The sequence below is a fragment of the Salinisphaera sp. G21_0 genome, assembly GCF_017744115.1.
GTDB lineage: Bacteria > Pseudomonadota > Gammaproteobacteria > Pseudomonadales > Endozoicomonadaceae > Endozoicomonas.
In genome coordinates this window covers 1-15,831 of sequence record NZ_JAGHQW010000032.1, presented here as the reverse complement: position 1 = coordinate 15,831, position 15,831 = coordinate 1, and the positions used below count along the sequence as shown (strand labels likewise).

Here is a 15,831-nt window from a genome sequence, read left to right as displayed (position 1 = left end):
CATCTCCCACAAGGATGAAAAACTGCTTAACCACTTATTCAAACAAGCTAATTTGGCGGTAGCTTCATTACAGGCAGGGCCCTGTGGAAGCCATCGTTATGTGTCTGTTACTTCTGCAGGTGGTTCACAATGATGGCAAGAGTGTCTTCTATCTTGTCAAAGCGTTCACGGGTTTCTTGGCGTAACGTTCCAACATCCTGCTGAAGTGAGCTGACATCCTGCTGAAGTGAGCTGACATCCTGCTGAAGTGAGCTGACATCCTGCTGAAGTGAGCTGACATCCTGCTGAAGTGAACTGACATCCTGCTGAAGTGAACTGACATCCTGCTGAAGTGAACTGACATCCTGCTGAAGTGAACTGACATCTTGCCGAAGTGAGCTGACATCTTGCCGAAGCGATTCAATGGCTTGTTCATGTTTAACGCTGTGCAGGAACAGCCTTTGAATGCCGTCTTGTGTATTCCTGACACTGATTTCCATGCGTCCCATAGATCATCACTATGTCTGTTATGAGCCATATATCCACCTGTTGTTATTGGAATAGAGAGCGTAGCAGATGGTTTTGGACTTGCCATAAAACACTCAGTTTTACCACCAGCATATTCATCAAAAATGACAGGGATCATTAACATGAAAACTATTTTATGGGAGCATTAAGCAGTTAGCCTCTTTCGATAGATGCATCGGGTCAAACTCACTCAAGCTGATATTTTTGCCGGAAACCATGCAAACTGCGCAAATCATAGTAACTAATGAAAACGGCCTGCACACTCGCCCTGGCGCTGTATTTGTCAAAGCGTGCCAAGGGTTTGCCAGTACGGTCACCGTTGATAACAAGGGACACAAGGCTGATGCCAAAAGCCTGATGAAGCTCATGTCTGCCGGTATCACCAAAAACGACATGATCACTTTGACCATTGAAGGGAGCGATGAAGCAGCGGCAATGGAACAACTGAAGGTCATTATCGAAGGCCTGATTGGCGAAGGAAAGACCAGCGATTGTCACTGTCCATGCCATGAAGCGCCAGGTTGATCATCTTAACCTGATCTGCTCTATCTGGTTTTGAAAATCCCTCAATATATCTTCAATCTGTTTGTAAAGGTTGATATGCGCCTTTTCCAAATCGTTAATTTGCCTGTCAATACCCTTTAACCCTTGATGATCTTTCCTGGTGACTTTTGCATAGGTCTCTTCATACATTTTTGCGGAGTGATAATATTCATCACTTTTCATATCCAATAATTCCTGAGCCAACTCACCCTCCTCGAGCTCAACAATAACCGCAGGAACCTCAGGCTGCTCTTCCAGGTGACTCAGCTTTTTTTCCATCAGCCTGTCAGCAAAAGAGCTGAAGCTTACTCTTAATTTTTTATCCGGAGATCCAGAAGAATCGTCGGGAACGTGCGGTGAAACAAGATGCCCTTCCACCATAAGCCCTGAACCATGAGGCGTACTCATTTCCTGCGCTTTCCTGAGAAAAGAAAATTCATTGCCTGCCTGGGGCATTACAATCACAAAATGCTCTTGATCACAGGACCCAATGATATCAACACTATTTCTGGTAAACCTGGGTTCGGGCAACGTTTTGCTGACTGCGGGAATCAGGTTTTTTACCTCATAGTACAGCCTTTTTGAGTGTTCAGGATCTGTCAGGTTAAGGGTAAGAGTGAAGGCATAGTGCAAATCGTTGCCCTTCATTCCGAAATGCACAGAGTCTCTCTTAATGTTGTTAGCTTCCAATGTACCGAATCGAATGGGTACACTGTACTCTTCACCAACAACAATGTTAAAGACCTTGTTTTTCAAAAAGCAATCATCTGATTTATTATCATTAATTGGCTCAGCAGCCAGACAATTAACATCCAACAGCGCACAGCTCATTATGAATATGGGAAACAGAGTCTTCCAGATCATAAACTACAACCTATTGAGCATTGAGGTCTGTTCAGTATATGTTATATCCAGCATTTAGCCTGTGGATTATCTGGCTATTTTAATTTGGTTAACTACTTAATAAAGGAACCACAAAGGTTCAAGGCTTTTTCTGAGCTTGCCTGAGCAATGCCAGGCAAATCAATAAAGGCACCCTTTTGTGGTTCAGAGCTTATTACACCTATTGCAACACCATCAAAGCATGGGAACGAGGCAACAGGTCAGTGCTTCCTCGCTCCATCCACGGTACGAATGTAGTTGGCCCGTTCAAAGGCTTCCGGGTTGGCCACAGAGCACTGGCTCATCAGTCCGCGCATGTCATTCAGCCCGACAAAATCCCGCTGTTTCAGCCACACTTCCAGGCCTTTTAACAGCACAGACACATAGTCCGCCCCATTGCGGATCAGTGCAGAAGCCAGCATCACCGTATCCGCACCACCGAGCAGATATTTGATAATGTCTTCATGGTCGTAGGCCCCGGATGTGGCCGCCAGAGAGGCATTGATCTTGCCGTGCAGCACACTGATCCAGCGCAGTGGAATACCGATCTCTCCGGCTTTGCTGATAGGCCAGCTGGTTTCAACCTGCATATTGTTGAGATTAAAGTCCGGCTGCAGCATCCGGTTGAACATCACCAGGGCATCAACGCCAATCTCATCAAACTGTCTGGCCATATTGCCGAAGGCACTGAAGAATGGGTCAATTTTCAGGGCAACCGGAATCGTGACACTGTTTTTTACACTTCTTACGACGTCCAGATAGACGTCCTCAACCTGACGTCCGGTGATCTCCAGCGAGGGTGGATTGTAATAAATATGCAGCTCAATACCATCCGCTCCAGCCTGCTCAATCTGTCGGGCATAATCCATCCAACCGCCCTCCGAGCAACCATTCAGGCTGGCAATCACCGGGATACCCACCTCTGCCTTAACTTTATGAATGGTGTCCAGATATGCCTGCGAACCACGTTCCAGGGTCAGGCCTGCAGGCAGAAAAGAGGTGACTTCCGGAAACAGGTCATCCCTGGACAGGGCAATCCGTTCTTCCTCTTCCTGTTCCCGGCGAATCTGCTCTTCAAACAGGGAAGGCAGAACCACAGCAGCAATACCGGCCTTTTCCAGACGCTGGATGCTTTTCAATGTAGACGTCAATGGACTAGCTGCCGCTATTAACGGATTTTTAAGGCTTAACCCCATATAGTTGGTGGTCAAATCCATCATCTTTTCTCCTCAATCACCACAGAGACATCAGACTACCGGGTGCTATTTCTGCACCCTGAGCCTCGTTCCAGAAGGAACGATGGATTAACTCTGTGTCTCTGTGGTCACTCTATTAATGAACAGCCGACGCCTTCTCAGGGACAAAGTCCATGGCATTGTGTGTTGCCATTTCCTCATAGACGCCCCACTTCCGGTTGATCACTTTCTGGGCCTCGTCAAGAATCGCCTCCGCTTCATCCGGGCAGGCAATATTCAGGGCCCGATAGCGAACCTCACCACGGATATAATCCGTCAGAGGCACACTGGGCCTGAGCGAGTCCAGTTCAAACGGGTTCTCATGGTGCTCTGTACGACCAGGGTTGTAACGGAACAGAGGCCAATGGCCAGAGCGTACGGCCAGTCGCTGCTGCTCCATACCGTGGGTCATGTTAATGCCATGGGCAATACAGTGCGAATAGGCGATCACCAGTGAAGGCCCGGGCCAGGCTTCAGCCTCACGAATGGCCTGCAGTGTCTGCTGCGGGCTGGCCCCCATGGCAATCCGGGCCACATAAACATTGCCATAGGCAATGGCCTGCAGCGCAACATCTTTCTTGGCGGACCGTTTACCTGCCACCGCAAATTTTGCCACTGCACCCATCGGCGTGGATTTTGACGCCTGACCGCCAGTATTGGAATAGACTTCGGTGTCCATTACCAGCACATTGACATTACGGCCACTGGCCAGCACATGATCAAGGCCGCCAGAGCCAATGTCGTAAGCCCAGCCGTCACCGCCAACAATCCAGACGACACGTTTCAACAAACGGTCGAGCACAACCTTGAGGCTTTGTGCTGCTGGTGTTTTTACTTCTACAAGTTTTTCCCGCACCTGCTGCAGTCCTGCAGTCGCTCACGCTTATTTTGTACATCAGTGTCATTCAACTGAGGTGCATGGATGATGGCATCCACAAGATCAGCACCCAGCAGTTCCCGGAAAGACTCCAGCTCCAGCATCGCCTGCTCCGCCATATTGGACGACGGAGTAATAGGATAGATGGCACAGACTTCGTTGGTCCGATACGCAACATAAGCAGCCGCCTCATTACCATCAATGGTGACACGAACAGGCTGTTCTTTAGGCTGAGACATTACCGTACCTCCATTTGAGTTGCCATGTCGGGCTGTAAGACGTTTTGTGGCATGGCCTGCATCTCGATGGCATGGCATGGACACTGACGGTAGCAGGCCATGCAGCCGGTACAGAGTTCATGGTTAACCTGGTAGCCCTCACCATTACCCAGCCTGGTAATGGCACCTTCCGGGCAGGCCCCGAAACAGCCATCACACTCAAAGCAGTTACCGCAGGAGAAACAGCGACTGGCCTCGAAACGAACCTGGGCCTCACTGAGACCATGACCCACTTCACTGAAGTCATTACGCTGCGCCACGCTGAGCGCATGCTCATGCTGATGATCGGCCCGGGTAGGTACCAGAGATGCAATCCGTCAAAGTCCACCAGGTGTTTTACGGTGATCTCATTCACTTTTTTACCGGTTAGCCAGCTATCCATAAAGCGGGCGGCTTTCTTGCCATGCCCCACCGCAATGGTGGCAGTACGATCAGACGGCACCATATCACCACCGGCAAAAATACCTGCACAGCCGGTCATCATTTGCTCATCAACGGTCAGTGAGCCCCAGCGATCAAATTCCAGACCGGGTACTCTGTCCAGCATCTCTTTCCACATCCTGACCCAGGGCCAGAATCAGGGAATCCACCGCCAGCGTTTCAAAGCGGCCGGTTGGATGTGGACGACCATCATCACCTATCTCCATAATCTCAACGTTAAATTCACTCCCTTCAATATTCTGGATGGTTCGCAACCAATGAATATTGACACCTTCTGCTTCGGCTTCATCCGCTTCAAAACGGTGGGCGGGCATATGATCACGGTCCCGGCGATAGATGATCATGGCCTCATCCTCACCCATTCTTTTTACCGCGCGTGCGGCATCCATCGCCGTATTACCACCGCCGTATACTGCTACCCGACGAGACCCAGCACAGGCTTTTCGCCCACACCGGTTTCCCGCAGGAAGCTGACCGCATCCAGCACTTTGCCAGCGTCACGGGCAGGAATATCAACCTGCTTGCCAATATGCGCACCAATGGCCAGGTAAACTGCATCATGCCACCGACAATCGGTGCGGCTTCACGTATTTCAACGGTATGCCCTAGGAGGCTGACCGAGAATAGCGCCCGTAGCGAGGATGGCAGAAAATTTCCGACTTTTTAGACCAATTTGCTGCCACCGCAGTAGGGCAGTCTATTCTCGGACAGCCTCCTAGCAGGCGCAAATGATAAGCGGCACTCAGACCGGAAGGACCGGCACCGATAACCAGAACCTTTTTCCCGGTCTCGCTTTTGGGCGTCGGCATAGGCCAGTTCTGCTCAATGGCCATATCCCCCAGGAATCGCTCGATGGAATGAATACTTACAGCGTCGTCCACTTGCACACGACTGCAGCCGTCTTCACAGGGGTGGTAACAGATCCGGCCATGGGTTCCCGGTAGCGGGTTGTTTGTTCATGAATGTACGCCAGGCTTGTTCAAAGCGCCCTTCCTGAGCCAGTGCCAAAGCACCCTGGATATCATTTCCCGCCGGGCAGGTGTGATTACACGGGGGCAAAGAATTCTGATAAACCGGCTTGCGGGTAACCACCGGACCAGTACCCTGTACCGGTGATCTTCCCGGGGGTTGTGTCATATCCAGGGTATTCATAACGACTCCTCTATTTGAACACTCATAAGTAATTAGCCAAATGGAAAATATGATTTCATCTGGTTAACCACTTGCCATTACCACCTGCTAACAATAAGTGCGGGCAAGTCATTGTGGCCTGTGGGACAAGGCAAATTGACGAGTTATAACCTGAACTATGGTAAGAAACTTCAACGCAGGCGATGGGCCAGGCTCTGCAACCCATGGTTATTGGGTGGCAATGGTGCCGTCACCATACCAGAGCATTTCTGAACAGCAATGATCAAGGTCATGGGAAGTGCTGATTACATCAATTTCAAGACGCTCATTCAGCCTTTCGGATCCTTCATCCGCCCAGTTTCGATAAGTTGGTCAAAAAAATACCGTGAATCAACATCAACAGGATTTTTTTGTGAATTTTTCCCAGCATCAGTTGCTTTTGAAGTTAGAAAACATGGTTTAGATAACCATTAACAACTGATGGAGCGTGGAAATGCTTTTGGACTCGTTCCCCCGGACGCGAGAAAGCTGACCGGAAATAGCCCGGGGCATAAAAGCAACACAGGAGCCGTTGCCGCGTACAGCCGACTCTTGGGTAGAAATTCTGGGGTCGGTAAAAATGAACTAATTCTGGTCTGACTGGTCAAATACGTAAAATAATTTACTAAAAGGATTTTATTATGATCCCGTCTTCCTCTGTCCAGCTGAGCTGGCTAGAAAACATTCGTTACAACTACAACACTGCAGGCTTGTGTAGCGCCCTGTTCGCTGTCTTCTGCTTCTCCGGAAAATCCAGAACCATCTCATCTCAGTGCACGCGGCCCAGAATTATATCAAAACCTTTCCTGATTCCGGGCTGACACCGGCTCTAACCAGAAAAATTGCCAGCAGGACGGTGACTCATAGTCCTACAGGCAACTTGCAAGTTCAGACTCCAACACCACGGCCTGACCCGGAAAGCACTCAGACACCACCCATGCCTCAGGTAACAGCCCAGTCATCATCCTGTAAACCGGCTGCCCCTGCCCCCAAAAAAGTTCGGTTTTTGACCCAGCCAGAGACTATTGTCCCAGTAAAATCAAAGCCAGAGCCTTTGGCGACAAATACCCATAATCCGGGAAATGATGGCGCATTTGTGCAGCGAGCTGTCCAAAACAGCCCTGAAAGCAGCTCGGCAGGTACTGAGAGTCAACATAGTGTTTCTGCACAGCCTGATACCAATAATACCGATAATGCTTCTACCGATCGGGCAGAAAGTGTCTTGGGCAGGCAAAGCCAACCTGAGCCAGGCTACCGGGCGAGGTACGGTGGCAAAGGCATGTTTCTGAAACACATGCAGGAACACGGTATTCCGGTACCTGATTTCCGTTGTCTGGAGATTGCACAGACACAGGCTTTGGAAAACCTGCCTGTCAGTGTTGCCACTGTGGCCCGGATAATACCGGGTATTCAGTCACGCTGTTCCGGCAGTACCACCAGTTTGCATGAGCTGAAAACGCTGGTTAATGCCACTGCTGACCAACAACTCCGCGAGCAACAACTGGCGGCATTATCGACTTTTATTGCCGGGGAAACCTTCTATCAGCTGGTTAAGGACCACCCGACGGCCAGGAGCATGCAGCAACTGTTTGAAGAGCTGTGCCAGGATCAGCCGGAGCAGAAAATTATCGTACGCAGTTCCGGTGCCAGAGAAGATGGCTACGGTGACGCCCAGGCCGGCAAGTACGAATCACTGGTGCACGGTGAGGATGATATTGTTCGCACCTGTCTGAAGGTGCTGGCTTCCGGTTATCGCCCGGAGGTTTGCGCCTCGTCCATGCCCGCCCCGATGGCCCTGATCATGCAACACTGTGTGGACTGCCGGTTTGGCGGTGTGGCAATGAGCTATACCGACCTTAAAGATAAAAGAATACAAATTGAGTTTGTGCCCGGACAACCCAAAGGAGCAGTTGCCGGTCAATTTGGTATTACCCCGCACCGATGCACCATATCCCGTGGTCATAACATCACCCCTGTTTACACGGCAGGCAATGTTACCAATACGTTTGTACTGGACCCGCAGGGCAACAACACTGCTGCAGAAAGACTGGCACCCATTGCTGACGGGCAGTCGCAAACACTGCCAGAGTCTTCAGTTAGGCAGCTTTATAACTATATTGAACAGCTGGAAAACCTGCTCGGTTGTCCGGTGGACGTTGAGTTTGCCATTAACCACCAGGGCGAAGTGGTCATCCTTCAGGTTCGCCCAATGACACGCCTTTGCGGGGGCAGGCAATTTTCCGCCGCCAGGCCTGCGGAGTTTATCTGTTCTGGCAGGCTGGTGAGTGAAGGGCTGTGCCAGGGGCCGTTGATCCGGTTACAGCCCGGTGAGTCCAGCCGTCACATCCCCCAGGGAGCCATTATTATGGCACCACACTGTGAACTGTGGATGCTGGCACCAGAGGTTCTGGCTAAGGCAGGCGGCTTTGTTTTCCAGCAGGGAGGCAGTGGCGACCATGTGGCCATTAGCCTGCTCCAGGCCGGTAAACCCTGTGTTATTACCGGTACTGACGAGGCTGCGGGTGAAGGTCTTGAGGGACAGCAAGTGACTCTGGTTTGTGGCCAGTTTGACCAACAGCCCGGCGCTTTTTTACTGGCCGGCAGCCAGTATGAACAGTTTGCAGAGAGTATGTTGCCGGCAGTCAGCGGTGATTTCAGTACCGCTATCGCCTATACCGACCAATGGCAGCCAGCAGAGCACAGTCCAATGAGGGTTGATGAGCAATTCCGGGAGTTGAACCGGTTAAATGGCCTGTTACTCCACTATTTCAGCCGTGATCGTCTGTTGAACCAGTGTCTGTCACCGGATAATAATCTGCTGTTAAGCATGTCGCCCCAGCGGGCAGAGGTATTGCTGAAGCTGGAAGAAGAGATTGCCCATTTACTGGCAGATACTAACGCGTTGTTGCTCGGTTATGAACAATATCTGCTCACCGGCGCAAAAGGGGAAGATGCCACCGATAAAATCACTACTGCCCTGGACAGCCTGGAGGTATTGAAAGGTCGGGTTAACCAAATACAGCAACGTGTGGCAACACAACTGGTAGCAGTAACCGCTGGGCTGACTACCGCGCAGGAACTGCTGCCTGACCCGGTCTGTTTCCGTCAGTGGCGAATGGACTGCGTGGCATTACGGGATTCGTTGCTGCAGCTGAGTTTGCCAAGGCAAGCGGATGAAGTGGATTCCATTCACGATATCGTCTTTCTGATTCACCAATGGTTTGTGGATATGCTCGGTGATATTGCCGTAGCTTCCGGGCAGGGAGAAACAATTAAAAAATCCAAAAAGTTGACCATGGTTCATTTCCCGTCACCGAACAGCGTTGACATATTCACAGATGAATGTGCAGCAGCTCTTGAGGGATTTGGCTCGGACAATACTGTGTTGAATATGGACGGTGTGTGCATTATCAATACCCAAATTAATTATCATAAAGGGGTCATTGAGGTAATGGCGGATGGACCCGGTGGCAAAGGCAGAACCCTGAAGGTCAGGATGGTTGATGACTTCAACTCCAGGTGGGTAACATCCTCGAACCCCAAAGGGCGGGATGGGAAATGCAAGCGTTTTTTTAATCTGGCGTTACTGATGAATGCAGTGGCAAGCTCACATCCCGGGCAAAGCTGCAATATTGCAATTAATGAATCAATTGGAGAAATCGTCTGTGAAATTAACAGGGTGCCCTCTATAAACCGGCTGCGGGATCAATTGCTCATGGCAATAAACCTGTTAAATAACAGTAATAATGAAGATATACGTTTTTACAGACCAACGCCTGGCATGCCATCTTTTGATAACTTTACCGGGATTAAGTTTCATATAGATAGTCTGGATAAAGTCGATAGTCAGTGGATTTTAAAGTGCAGCCTTTTTAGTATCGGGTTTTCATGCGAGGGTAAGGATATACCTGATCTACTGTGCACGCTTTTGGGTGAGGGGCCACAAAGCAAACTCATCAGGTTTGCTGCCACCCGCGTGCCTCAGTTTAGCCATGAGTTGCCTGAACTTTCTGATGATGATTTCACCCATAATCAGGAATGCATCAAGCTTCTTCTTATTTTACGTCCGCAAGTAATGATCCCCCTGGTCAAAGCAAAGACGGACTGGCTGAGTGATAAGCAACTGATGTTACCACTGGTCAAATTAAATGGACTGTTGCTTGAATATTTGCCCAGTGAACTAAAGCAGGACAAAGAGGTTGTTTTGAATGCTGCTACCCACACCCCGGAGGCATTACAGCATGCCGATGAGAAGTTCTGGGATGATCCTGAAGTGCTCAGGGCCGCGGCTAACGCCTGCCAAGAACTATTTTTCAACATGGTTCAGGCCATGAGTGGCAAAAAAATACTCAGAAATGCCATGTTACAACTATTGGATTTAAACATGCGTTACCTTTCGTTTTTAGATTGGCGGCCTTACGGTGATGATCCGACAATAATGCTTGGGTTGGTAAAATGTGGTGAATCTTATTACATGTCTGAAGCTCTCTCTGACACCCTGAAAGATGACACAGCTTTTTTTAAAATGGCGATGGATATTGATCCGAAAGTTATCAAATATGCTTCTGAGCGGATACGTAATGACCATGGGATGGTGTAGCTTCAGTAGTAATACGAATAACATCCTTGCCCTATCAAACTGGAAAATTCTCCGGAACATTCTGTTCCGGAGAATCTTCCAGCATGATATGGCATTAAAAGAGCAAGCCTGCTGTTTAACTTTGCATAGACAAAATATTTTGTATTCGGGAGTCCAATTTCTTTTTTAATTCCTGATAATCTTCATTGCCTTGTGTCATGGAAAGTACCCTGTCAAGAACGTAATGGCCATCGTCTATTAGCTGCTTTAATTCTTTACCCGTAGCAATGACTCTCTCCTCAGCATGAGAAATACATTTTGTGTTTTGATAAGCTTTGGTATTCGATCTGATGTGAGGCATCAACCCGGCAACTTGATGATTGAGATTTTTCAGGATTTCACCTGCTTTCGGTTGGAATTTCAATTTTTTAAATCTGGATCTGAATTGGGTCAGGGCCTGTGCTGCTAATTCATCAGTGATCACTTGTGATGAGTCAATAACATTGTTGTCAGATCCTAATTTCAACACCTCACTCCAGGATTTCAAATCGCTGATGATTTTTTCGGCAGAGGGGACATTATGGCCATTATCAATAGCTGATAGTTCTTCGGCTACAATTTCAGAGTATAATGGGATTTCAGATACATTACGGACGAGTTCAAGATAGTCTGTTGCCAACTCCTCAAGTTTTACCATGTTCTCCTGCAATTGATCCAGCCTCTGCTGTTCTGATAGCTGACCTCTGTTGACCAAAGACTGTGACTTGACCGGGACATGCAAGTTGCCTGCAGGACTAAGAGTCACAGTCCTGCTGGCAATTTTTCTGATTAGAACCAGTTTCAGCCCGGAATCAGGAAAAGCGTTGATGTAATTCCGGGCCGCGGCCTCTGAGATGGTTCTGGAGCAGCCGGAGAAGCAGAAGACAGCGAACAGGGCTTTACACAATCCTGAAGTTTTGTAGTTGTACTGAATGTTTTCTAGCCAGCTCAGCTGGACGGAAGTGGACGGGTTCATAATATAATCCTTTATATTAATTGTTATTTCCTTCTTTTGACCAGTCAGACCAGAATTAGTTCAATTTTACCGACCTCGCGGAATGTCTACCCAAGAGTCTGCTGGAGACTGTCAGACTTAAGACTGTCCGGGGGATCGAGTCCAAAAGCATTTCCACGCCCGGCCAGTCGATAATGGTTATCTACACCATGTTTTCTAACTTCAAAAGCAACTGATACTGGGAAAAATTCACAAAAAAACTCTGTTGATGTTGAGTCACGGTATTGTCTTGCTTACTTAAAAAATGGGGCAGGTAGTTGTCTAATACATTTTCAAATAACCCAACTTCTCGATCACTCAGTGATTTATAGGCATCTACAGCAGCAACTGCAGGAATATCCGCCTTGTTATGCTTGAAATGCAAAATGGCATCGAGAATATCTTTACCTGCGTCTGAAACTTTAAACTTTGACAGGATACCTTTCTGATTGACTGCTATCGCTGTTGCCTCATCAGCACAGTGACCAGAACCTGACAAGCTACCCGTTTCTGATAAACGATTCATCAGATTTACACCCGTTGAGATTTTTCGTCAGGATAGTTTTTCAGTTCACCCTTATCGATTTGAATTCCCAACGAGAGCAAAAACACTTATTACTTTATCTTTGTGCTTTTTGAAGGGTATTTAAGTAGTTGTTCGTACAAGGGCTCCCAGGAGTAAAGTCTTCAAAAGAGAAGCGGACGATGGTTACTGCGCTTCCAAGAAAAAGCACTTCTATGGCTTTCAGGGGCAATTGCTGGTTGAAGCACGGGGCATCCCAGAGGATTCCCTCTTACTGCGGCCAATGTCGATGAGCGCGATGCTGCGTATGACATGATGGAAATTATTGCTGGTCTCTTGTTGGGTGATAAGATGACCACCGTTTAAGGAAGATTGCCGGGAACTGGGGATCGACTTACAGACACCACTGAGAAAAAATATGAAAGACCCAAATCGTTTGTAAAATTAATCATGCGGGTGCGGCGTAGGATTATAACTGTTATTGGGAGGGAGTATTGGGAGGGAGTGTCGTTGCCCCATGATCAAGCAGGAGTTTGGCAACTTCTTCGTGCTCATTATCCATCGCCGCCATGTAGGCTGTACGACATTGGCGGCTTGCATCATCAGGTTTTTCAACAGGATTGGGGTCCGCGCCGGCCTCCAGGAGTGCTTGGACTATCGTCTTATATCCGTAGTGGCTGGCATACCACAGCGCTGTACAGCCTTTCTTTGCTTCGGCACCCATGGCGGCATTGAGGTTGGCTTTTTTATCTAGCAGAAATTTGACAAACTCTTCATTGCCACAGCAGGCAGCAGTTATCAGGGATGTGCCTCCCTGTATATCACCAGCTCCACTTATGACAGCATCAACATCAGCCCCATGCTCTACCAGAATTTTTCCGACATTGGTGTGTCCATATATGGCGGCCATCAGCAAGGGGGTACGGCCATCGTTTTCGCCCGCATCGTATTGGGCTTCATTGGCGTTTGATCCCTTCTTCAACAGATATTTAACGATGTCGACGTGGCCTTCCTGGGCAGCCATCATCAGGGGTGTAAAGCCGTTAAATTTATCACCGCTCAGGTCTCCATCAACCTTCGCCCCATTGCTCACCAAAAATTTAACAGTTTCGATGTCTCCCATCTGGATAGCATTAAGTATGGGTGGCTCGGTTAGCATCTCACCGGAATCGCTCATTATTGCATTGACGTCAGCCCCCCGCTGTACCAGCAGATCAACTATTTCCGTATGCTCATTACCATTTTCAATAGCGAGCATCAGGGGGGTGAAGCCCCGTAATTCCGGCTTGTATTGAATGTAGGCATTGACATCTGCCTTAAACCTCAACAGGAGTTTGACCACAGAGAGCTGTATAGAATCGACGGCAGCGTGCAGCAAGGTAACCTCGTGGCCATACTCAGGATCATTGAATTTTTTCCGCACGGCCTCAGGGTCGTCAGTCAGTATTGCCTCAAGGTCTGTTGTATTACCTGTACAGGCAGCCTCCAGGGCGGGGTTTCGGCAGTAACGGTCAGCATCATCGCAACGACCGAGAATTACCTTGAGGGGAAGAGGGTTTTTATTATTGCATACAGCACAAACCCTGTCTTCAAGTGTCTTGCCATCAAACGATTTGAAAATGTTTTTCTGCTCAAAGATGTGCCCGCACCTGGTCTCTACCAAACAGGCACCGGGGACAGATTTGTCAAAATAAATAATGGCAGGATCTTCACTGAGGCTATTAAAGGTGGCAGGTTGAGCGGAAGAAACGTTATTCATAGTGTAATACTCCGCTGTCTTAATACGTAAAATACGAGTAAGAGTTCTTTATGATCATTCACTAATTCGAAGATACGACTAATTTTATTCATTTTAACGCGATGTTCGACTTAACGGTTTTCATCCTTGGATGGGGGTAAGTCCAATATAAATATCGAAAGTAGCACAAAAACAAAATTTCACTATTTTTTAAGCTGCAGCTATCAGGTTCTCGAACTGAATAGGCGCTTTACCTGCACTGATATTGAGATATGACCCAATATTATGGGCCAGCAGCTTTCTGGCTATACGTGATGTCATATGCCACATATCACGACAGCGGCATTTTTCCATCTCAAATCGTTCTGCAAGCTGGCCAATAACGGTTTCAATCCTGCGTCGCACTCGCATGATCAATTTCACAAACGACTTCGGTCTTTCATCTTTCATGTTTTTGCGTAGTGGCGTCTGCAAGTCGATACCCACTTCCTGGCAATCATTCTTGAACTCAGGCCGTATATATCCATTATCACCCAGCAAGAGACCTGCAATGATCTCCATCATGTCATACGCCGCATCACGCTCATCTATATTAGCAGCAGTCAGCGTAAAACCAACAGGAATGCCTCGTGCCTCAACCAGTAGATGCCCCTGAAAACCATAGAAATGCTTCTTATTGGATGCGCAGGGCTTGGTTAAATAAGTTCTGCGGTTATTGCGTTATAGTGACCGGCAAAACACCGGCAATAGACTGGGCATTTTCAAAAGATTGGGTGAAAGTCTCATACTAAAAATTACTTTGGATCTATTTTATTAGGAAATGGGATGACATTGTCGTTATGACCGCTGATCTTGGCTCGATAGGTGACCGACAGAAGCTGCCAGCCCTTATCAAACCAGTCGCCCTGGATTAAAGACCTGAGTGTCAGAATCACCTGGCCTCCCGGATTTCTCCACCGCATTCCCGAACATTTCATGCGCTGAGTAACCAGTGTTTTACATGCTGCTTCAATCACTCCGGAGCCGATGAGAAGACTTTTTGACAAATGCTCTACGTACTTCAGGTGATTCTTTTGTCACATGGAAATCATAGCTGCGTTTGGTCGCCTTTCTTGTTTGGGTATTTTGGCTCCGGGACGTAAATCCTATGCTCCAAAGTCTTTAGTTGTGCCCAGTATGAGACACCCATTTCATTCGATAGCTCAACAGTTTTTCCAGACACTATTGATTGTCAGGTTGTTTGAACCCCACCAGGGTGATTTGCTCTTTGGCGAACAGTGTTATCAGGCACACATTGTTCATCTGTTTGTGGAGGATTCCCTACGTTTTTATCGTTACTGGAGATATTTGAACCCTCGATAGAGTCCCGAAGAGGCTGAGAAGTCACTACTGCATTCGCTTCGCTGCTTCAGCCTCTAATCGATCATATTCCTCAAAAAACGCTTTTGCGGTCGATAAACCCATCTGACTGCCAACAAACAACCCAGCCAGGGTTGCGCACGCAATATCTGCATTACTATCTAACATAGATTTCGCAACACGATAAGAGATAGCGGAAACAGCAAATGCAAGTCCTATCCTCATATTAAATAATGAAAAAGACTTACTTAATGAAGATTCTTGTTTATAAGTATCAACATCCCAGAAAATGTTGCTGACATGTATTCTTGTTACGGACCTCTTCAGGAATCGGCCAAGACTTGCCTCCCTGTTTGGTTCTGCTTGTGCGCTTTGGTCAACAGCAGGATGACGGGCTCCATTTACATTAATCATAAGATAACTCCTTATTTGAATTATAAATCGATAAATTACTTTATATTCAGAGAGTGAGTTTCACTATCATCTGAGATAGCGCATCTGACAACAATCCAGCGGAAATTTGGGATGCCCTGTAATGTAACGTGAGTTCGATGCAAAAAAGACAAGGAGCCCCTGATCAATAGCTATCTTTCGGATACCAGTCCATAGACAGCTAACCGGAGGCTCCATGTCTATGACTAGTGTATTCTGTGATATTGATGATTT

General features: G+C 47.9%; 10 protein-coding genes and 4 pseudogenes. 3 read left to right on the top strand and 11 right to left on the bottom strand.

What is annotated here, in order from left to right; all coding sequences use genetic code 11:
* Positions 1–107: 107 nt before the first annotated feature.
* Positions 108–488, bottom strand: a complete 381-nt coding sequence (locus J7439_RS15390) for a coiled-coil domain-containing protein (protein ID WP_209202867.1) — start codon at positions 486–488, stop codon at positions 108–110.
* A 235-nt stretch (positions 489–723) separates the two neighbouring features.
* Here J7439_RS15390 and J7439_RS15385 point away from each other — a divergent pair, with 235 nt between their 5' ends.
* On the top strand, positions 724–1,032 hold the full coding sequence (locus tag J7439_RS15385; protein ID WP_209202866.1) for an HPr family phosphocarrier protein: 309 nt from the start codon (positions 724–726) through the stop codon (positions 1,030–1,032).
* Here J7439_RS15385 and J7439_RS15380 read toward each other — a convergent pair whose 3' ends face one another.
* The 4 genes and pseudogenes from J7439_RS15380 to J7439_RS27515 form a co-directional block, all read right to left on the bottom strand.
* Complete coding sequence (locus J7439_RS15380) at positions 1,033–1,914, bottom strand: hypothetical protein (RefSeq protein WP_209202865.1); 882 nt, start codon at positions 1,912–1,914, stop codon at positions 1,033–1,035.
* Positions 1,915–2,153: 239 nt separating this feature from the next.
* Positions 2,154–3,152, bottom strand: coding sequence for a dihydroorotate dehydrogenase-like protein (locus J7439_RS15375; protein WP_209202864.1), 999 nt, complete (start codon positions 3,150–3,152; stop codon positions 2,154–2,156).
* A gap of 112 nt (positions 3,153–3,264) precedes the next feature.
* Positions 3,265–4,154 (bottom strand): annotated as a pseudogene (locus tag J7439_RS15370) (thiamine pyrophosphate-dependent enzyme); the annotation flags it as partial.
* A 128-nt stretch (positions 4,155–4,282) separates the two neighbouring features.
* Positions 4,283–5,915 (bottom strand): annotated as a pseudogene (locus J7439_RS27515) (NAD(P)-binding protein).
* Between the two features lie 790 nt (positions 5,916–6,705).
* Between J7439_RS27515 and J7439_RS15340 the strand changes: the two are divergent.
* A complete protein-coding gene (locus tag J7439_RS15340; RefSeq protein WP_209202858.1) occupies positions 6,706–10,533 on the top strand; it encodes a PEP/pyruvate-binding domain-containing protein in 3,828 nt (1,275 codons plus the stop codon).
* 115 nt (positions 10,534–10,648) lie between these two features.
* Here the strand turns inward: J7439_RS15340 and J7439_RS15335 are convergent, their stop codons facing one another.
* Positions 10,649–11,209, bottom strand: coding sequence for a hypothetical protein (locus J7439_RS15335; RefSeq protein WP_209202857.1), 561 nt, complete (start codon positions 11,207–11,209; stop codon positions 10,649–10,651).
* Positions 11,210–11,708: 499 nt separating this feature from the next.
* Entirely contained in the window at positions 11,709–12,071 is a 363-nt protein-coding gene (locus tag J7439_RS15330; RefSeq protein WP_209202856.1) for a hypothetical protein, read from the bottom strand.
* A gap of 130 nt (positions 12,072–12,201) precedes the next feature.
* On the opposite strand from J7439_RS15330, the pseudogene J7439_RS27510 reads away from it, so the two are divergent.
* Positions 12,202–12,569 (top strand): annotated as a pseudogene (locus J7439_RS27510) (transposase); the annotation flags it as partial.
* On the opposite strand, the gene J7439_RS15325 reads toward J7439_RS27510, so the two are convergent.
* The 4 genes and pseudogenes from J7439_RS15325 to J7439_RS15310 form a co-directional block, all read right to left on the bottom strand.
* Complete coding sequence (locus J7439_RS15325; RefSeq protein ID WP_209202855.1) at positions 12,547–13,827, bottom strand: ankyrin repeat domain-containing protein; 1,281 nt, start codon at positions 13,825–13,827, stop codon at positions 12,547–12,549. The pseudogene J7439_RS27510 and the gene J7439_RS15325 sit on opposite strands and share 23 nt — an antisense overlap.
* 189 nt (positions 13,828–14,016) lie before the next feature.
* A pseudogene (locus J7439_RS15320) lies at positions 14,017–14,493 on the bottom strand (IS982 family transposase); the annotation flags it as partial.
* 107 nt (positions 14,494–14,600) lie between these two features.
* Positions 14,601–14,852 (bottom strand): hypothetical protein, encoded by a 252-nt coding sequence (locus J7439_RS15315; protein ID WP_209202854.1) that lies wholly within the window; start codon positions 14,850–14,852, stop codon positions 14,601–14,603.
* A gap of 340 nt (positions 14,853–15,192) precedes the next feature.
* Positions 15,193–15,579, bottom strand: coding sequence for a hypothetical protein (locus J7439_RS15310; RefSeq protein WP_209202853.1), 387 nt, complete (start codon positions 15,577–15,579; stop codon positions 15,193–15,195).
* Positions 15,580–15,831: the final 252 nt, after the last annotated feature.

Coding starts and splice junctions, on each gene's coding strand:
- J7439_RS15390 (WP_209202867.1), bottom strand. CDS start 488: ATGGGACGCATGGAAATCAGTGTCAGGAATACACAAGACGGCATTCAA.
- J7439_RS15325 (WP_209202855.1), bottom strand. CDS start 13,827: ATGAATAACGTTTCTTCCGCTCAACCTGCCACCTTTAATAGCCTCAGT.
- J7439_RS15330 (WP_209202856.1), bottom strand. CDS start 12,071: ATGAATCGTTTATCAGAAACGGGTAGCTTGTCAGGTTCTGGTCACTGT.
- J7439_RS15335 (WP_209202857.1), bottom strand. CDS start 11,209: ATGGTAAAACTTGAGGAGTTGGCAACAGACTATCTTGAACTCGTCCGT.
- J7439_RS15310 (WP_209202853.1), bottom strand. CDS start 15,579: ATGATTAATGTAAATGGAGCCCGTCATCCTGCTGTTGACCAAAGCGCA.
- J7439_RS15385 (WP_209202866.1), top strand. CDS start 724: ATGCAAACTGCGCAAATCATAGTAACTAATGAAAACGGCCTGCACACT.
- J7439_RS15375 (WP_209202864.1), bottom strand. CDS start 3,152: ATGATGGATTTGACCACCAACTATATGGGGTTAAGCCTTAAAAATCCG.
- J7439_RS15380 (WP_209202865.1), bottom strand. CDS start 1,914: ATGATCTGGAAGACTCTGTTTCCCATATTCATAATGAGCTGTGCGCTG.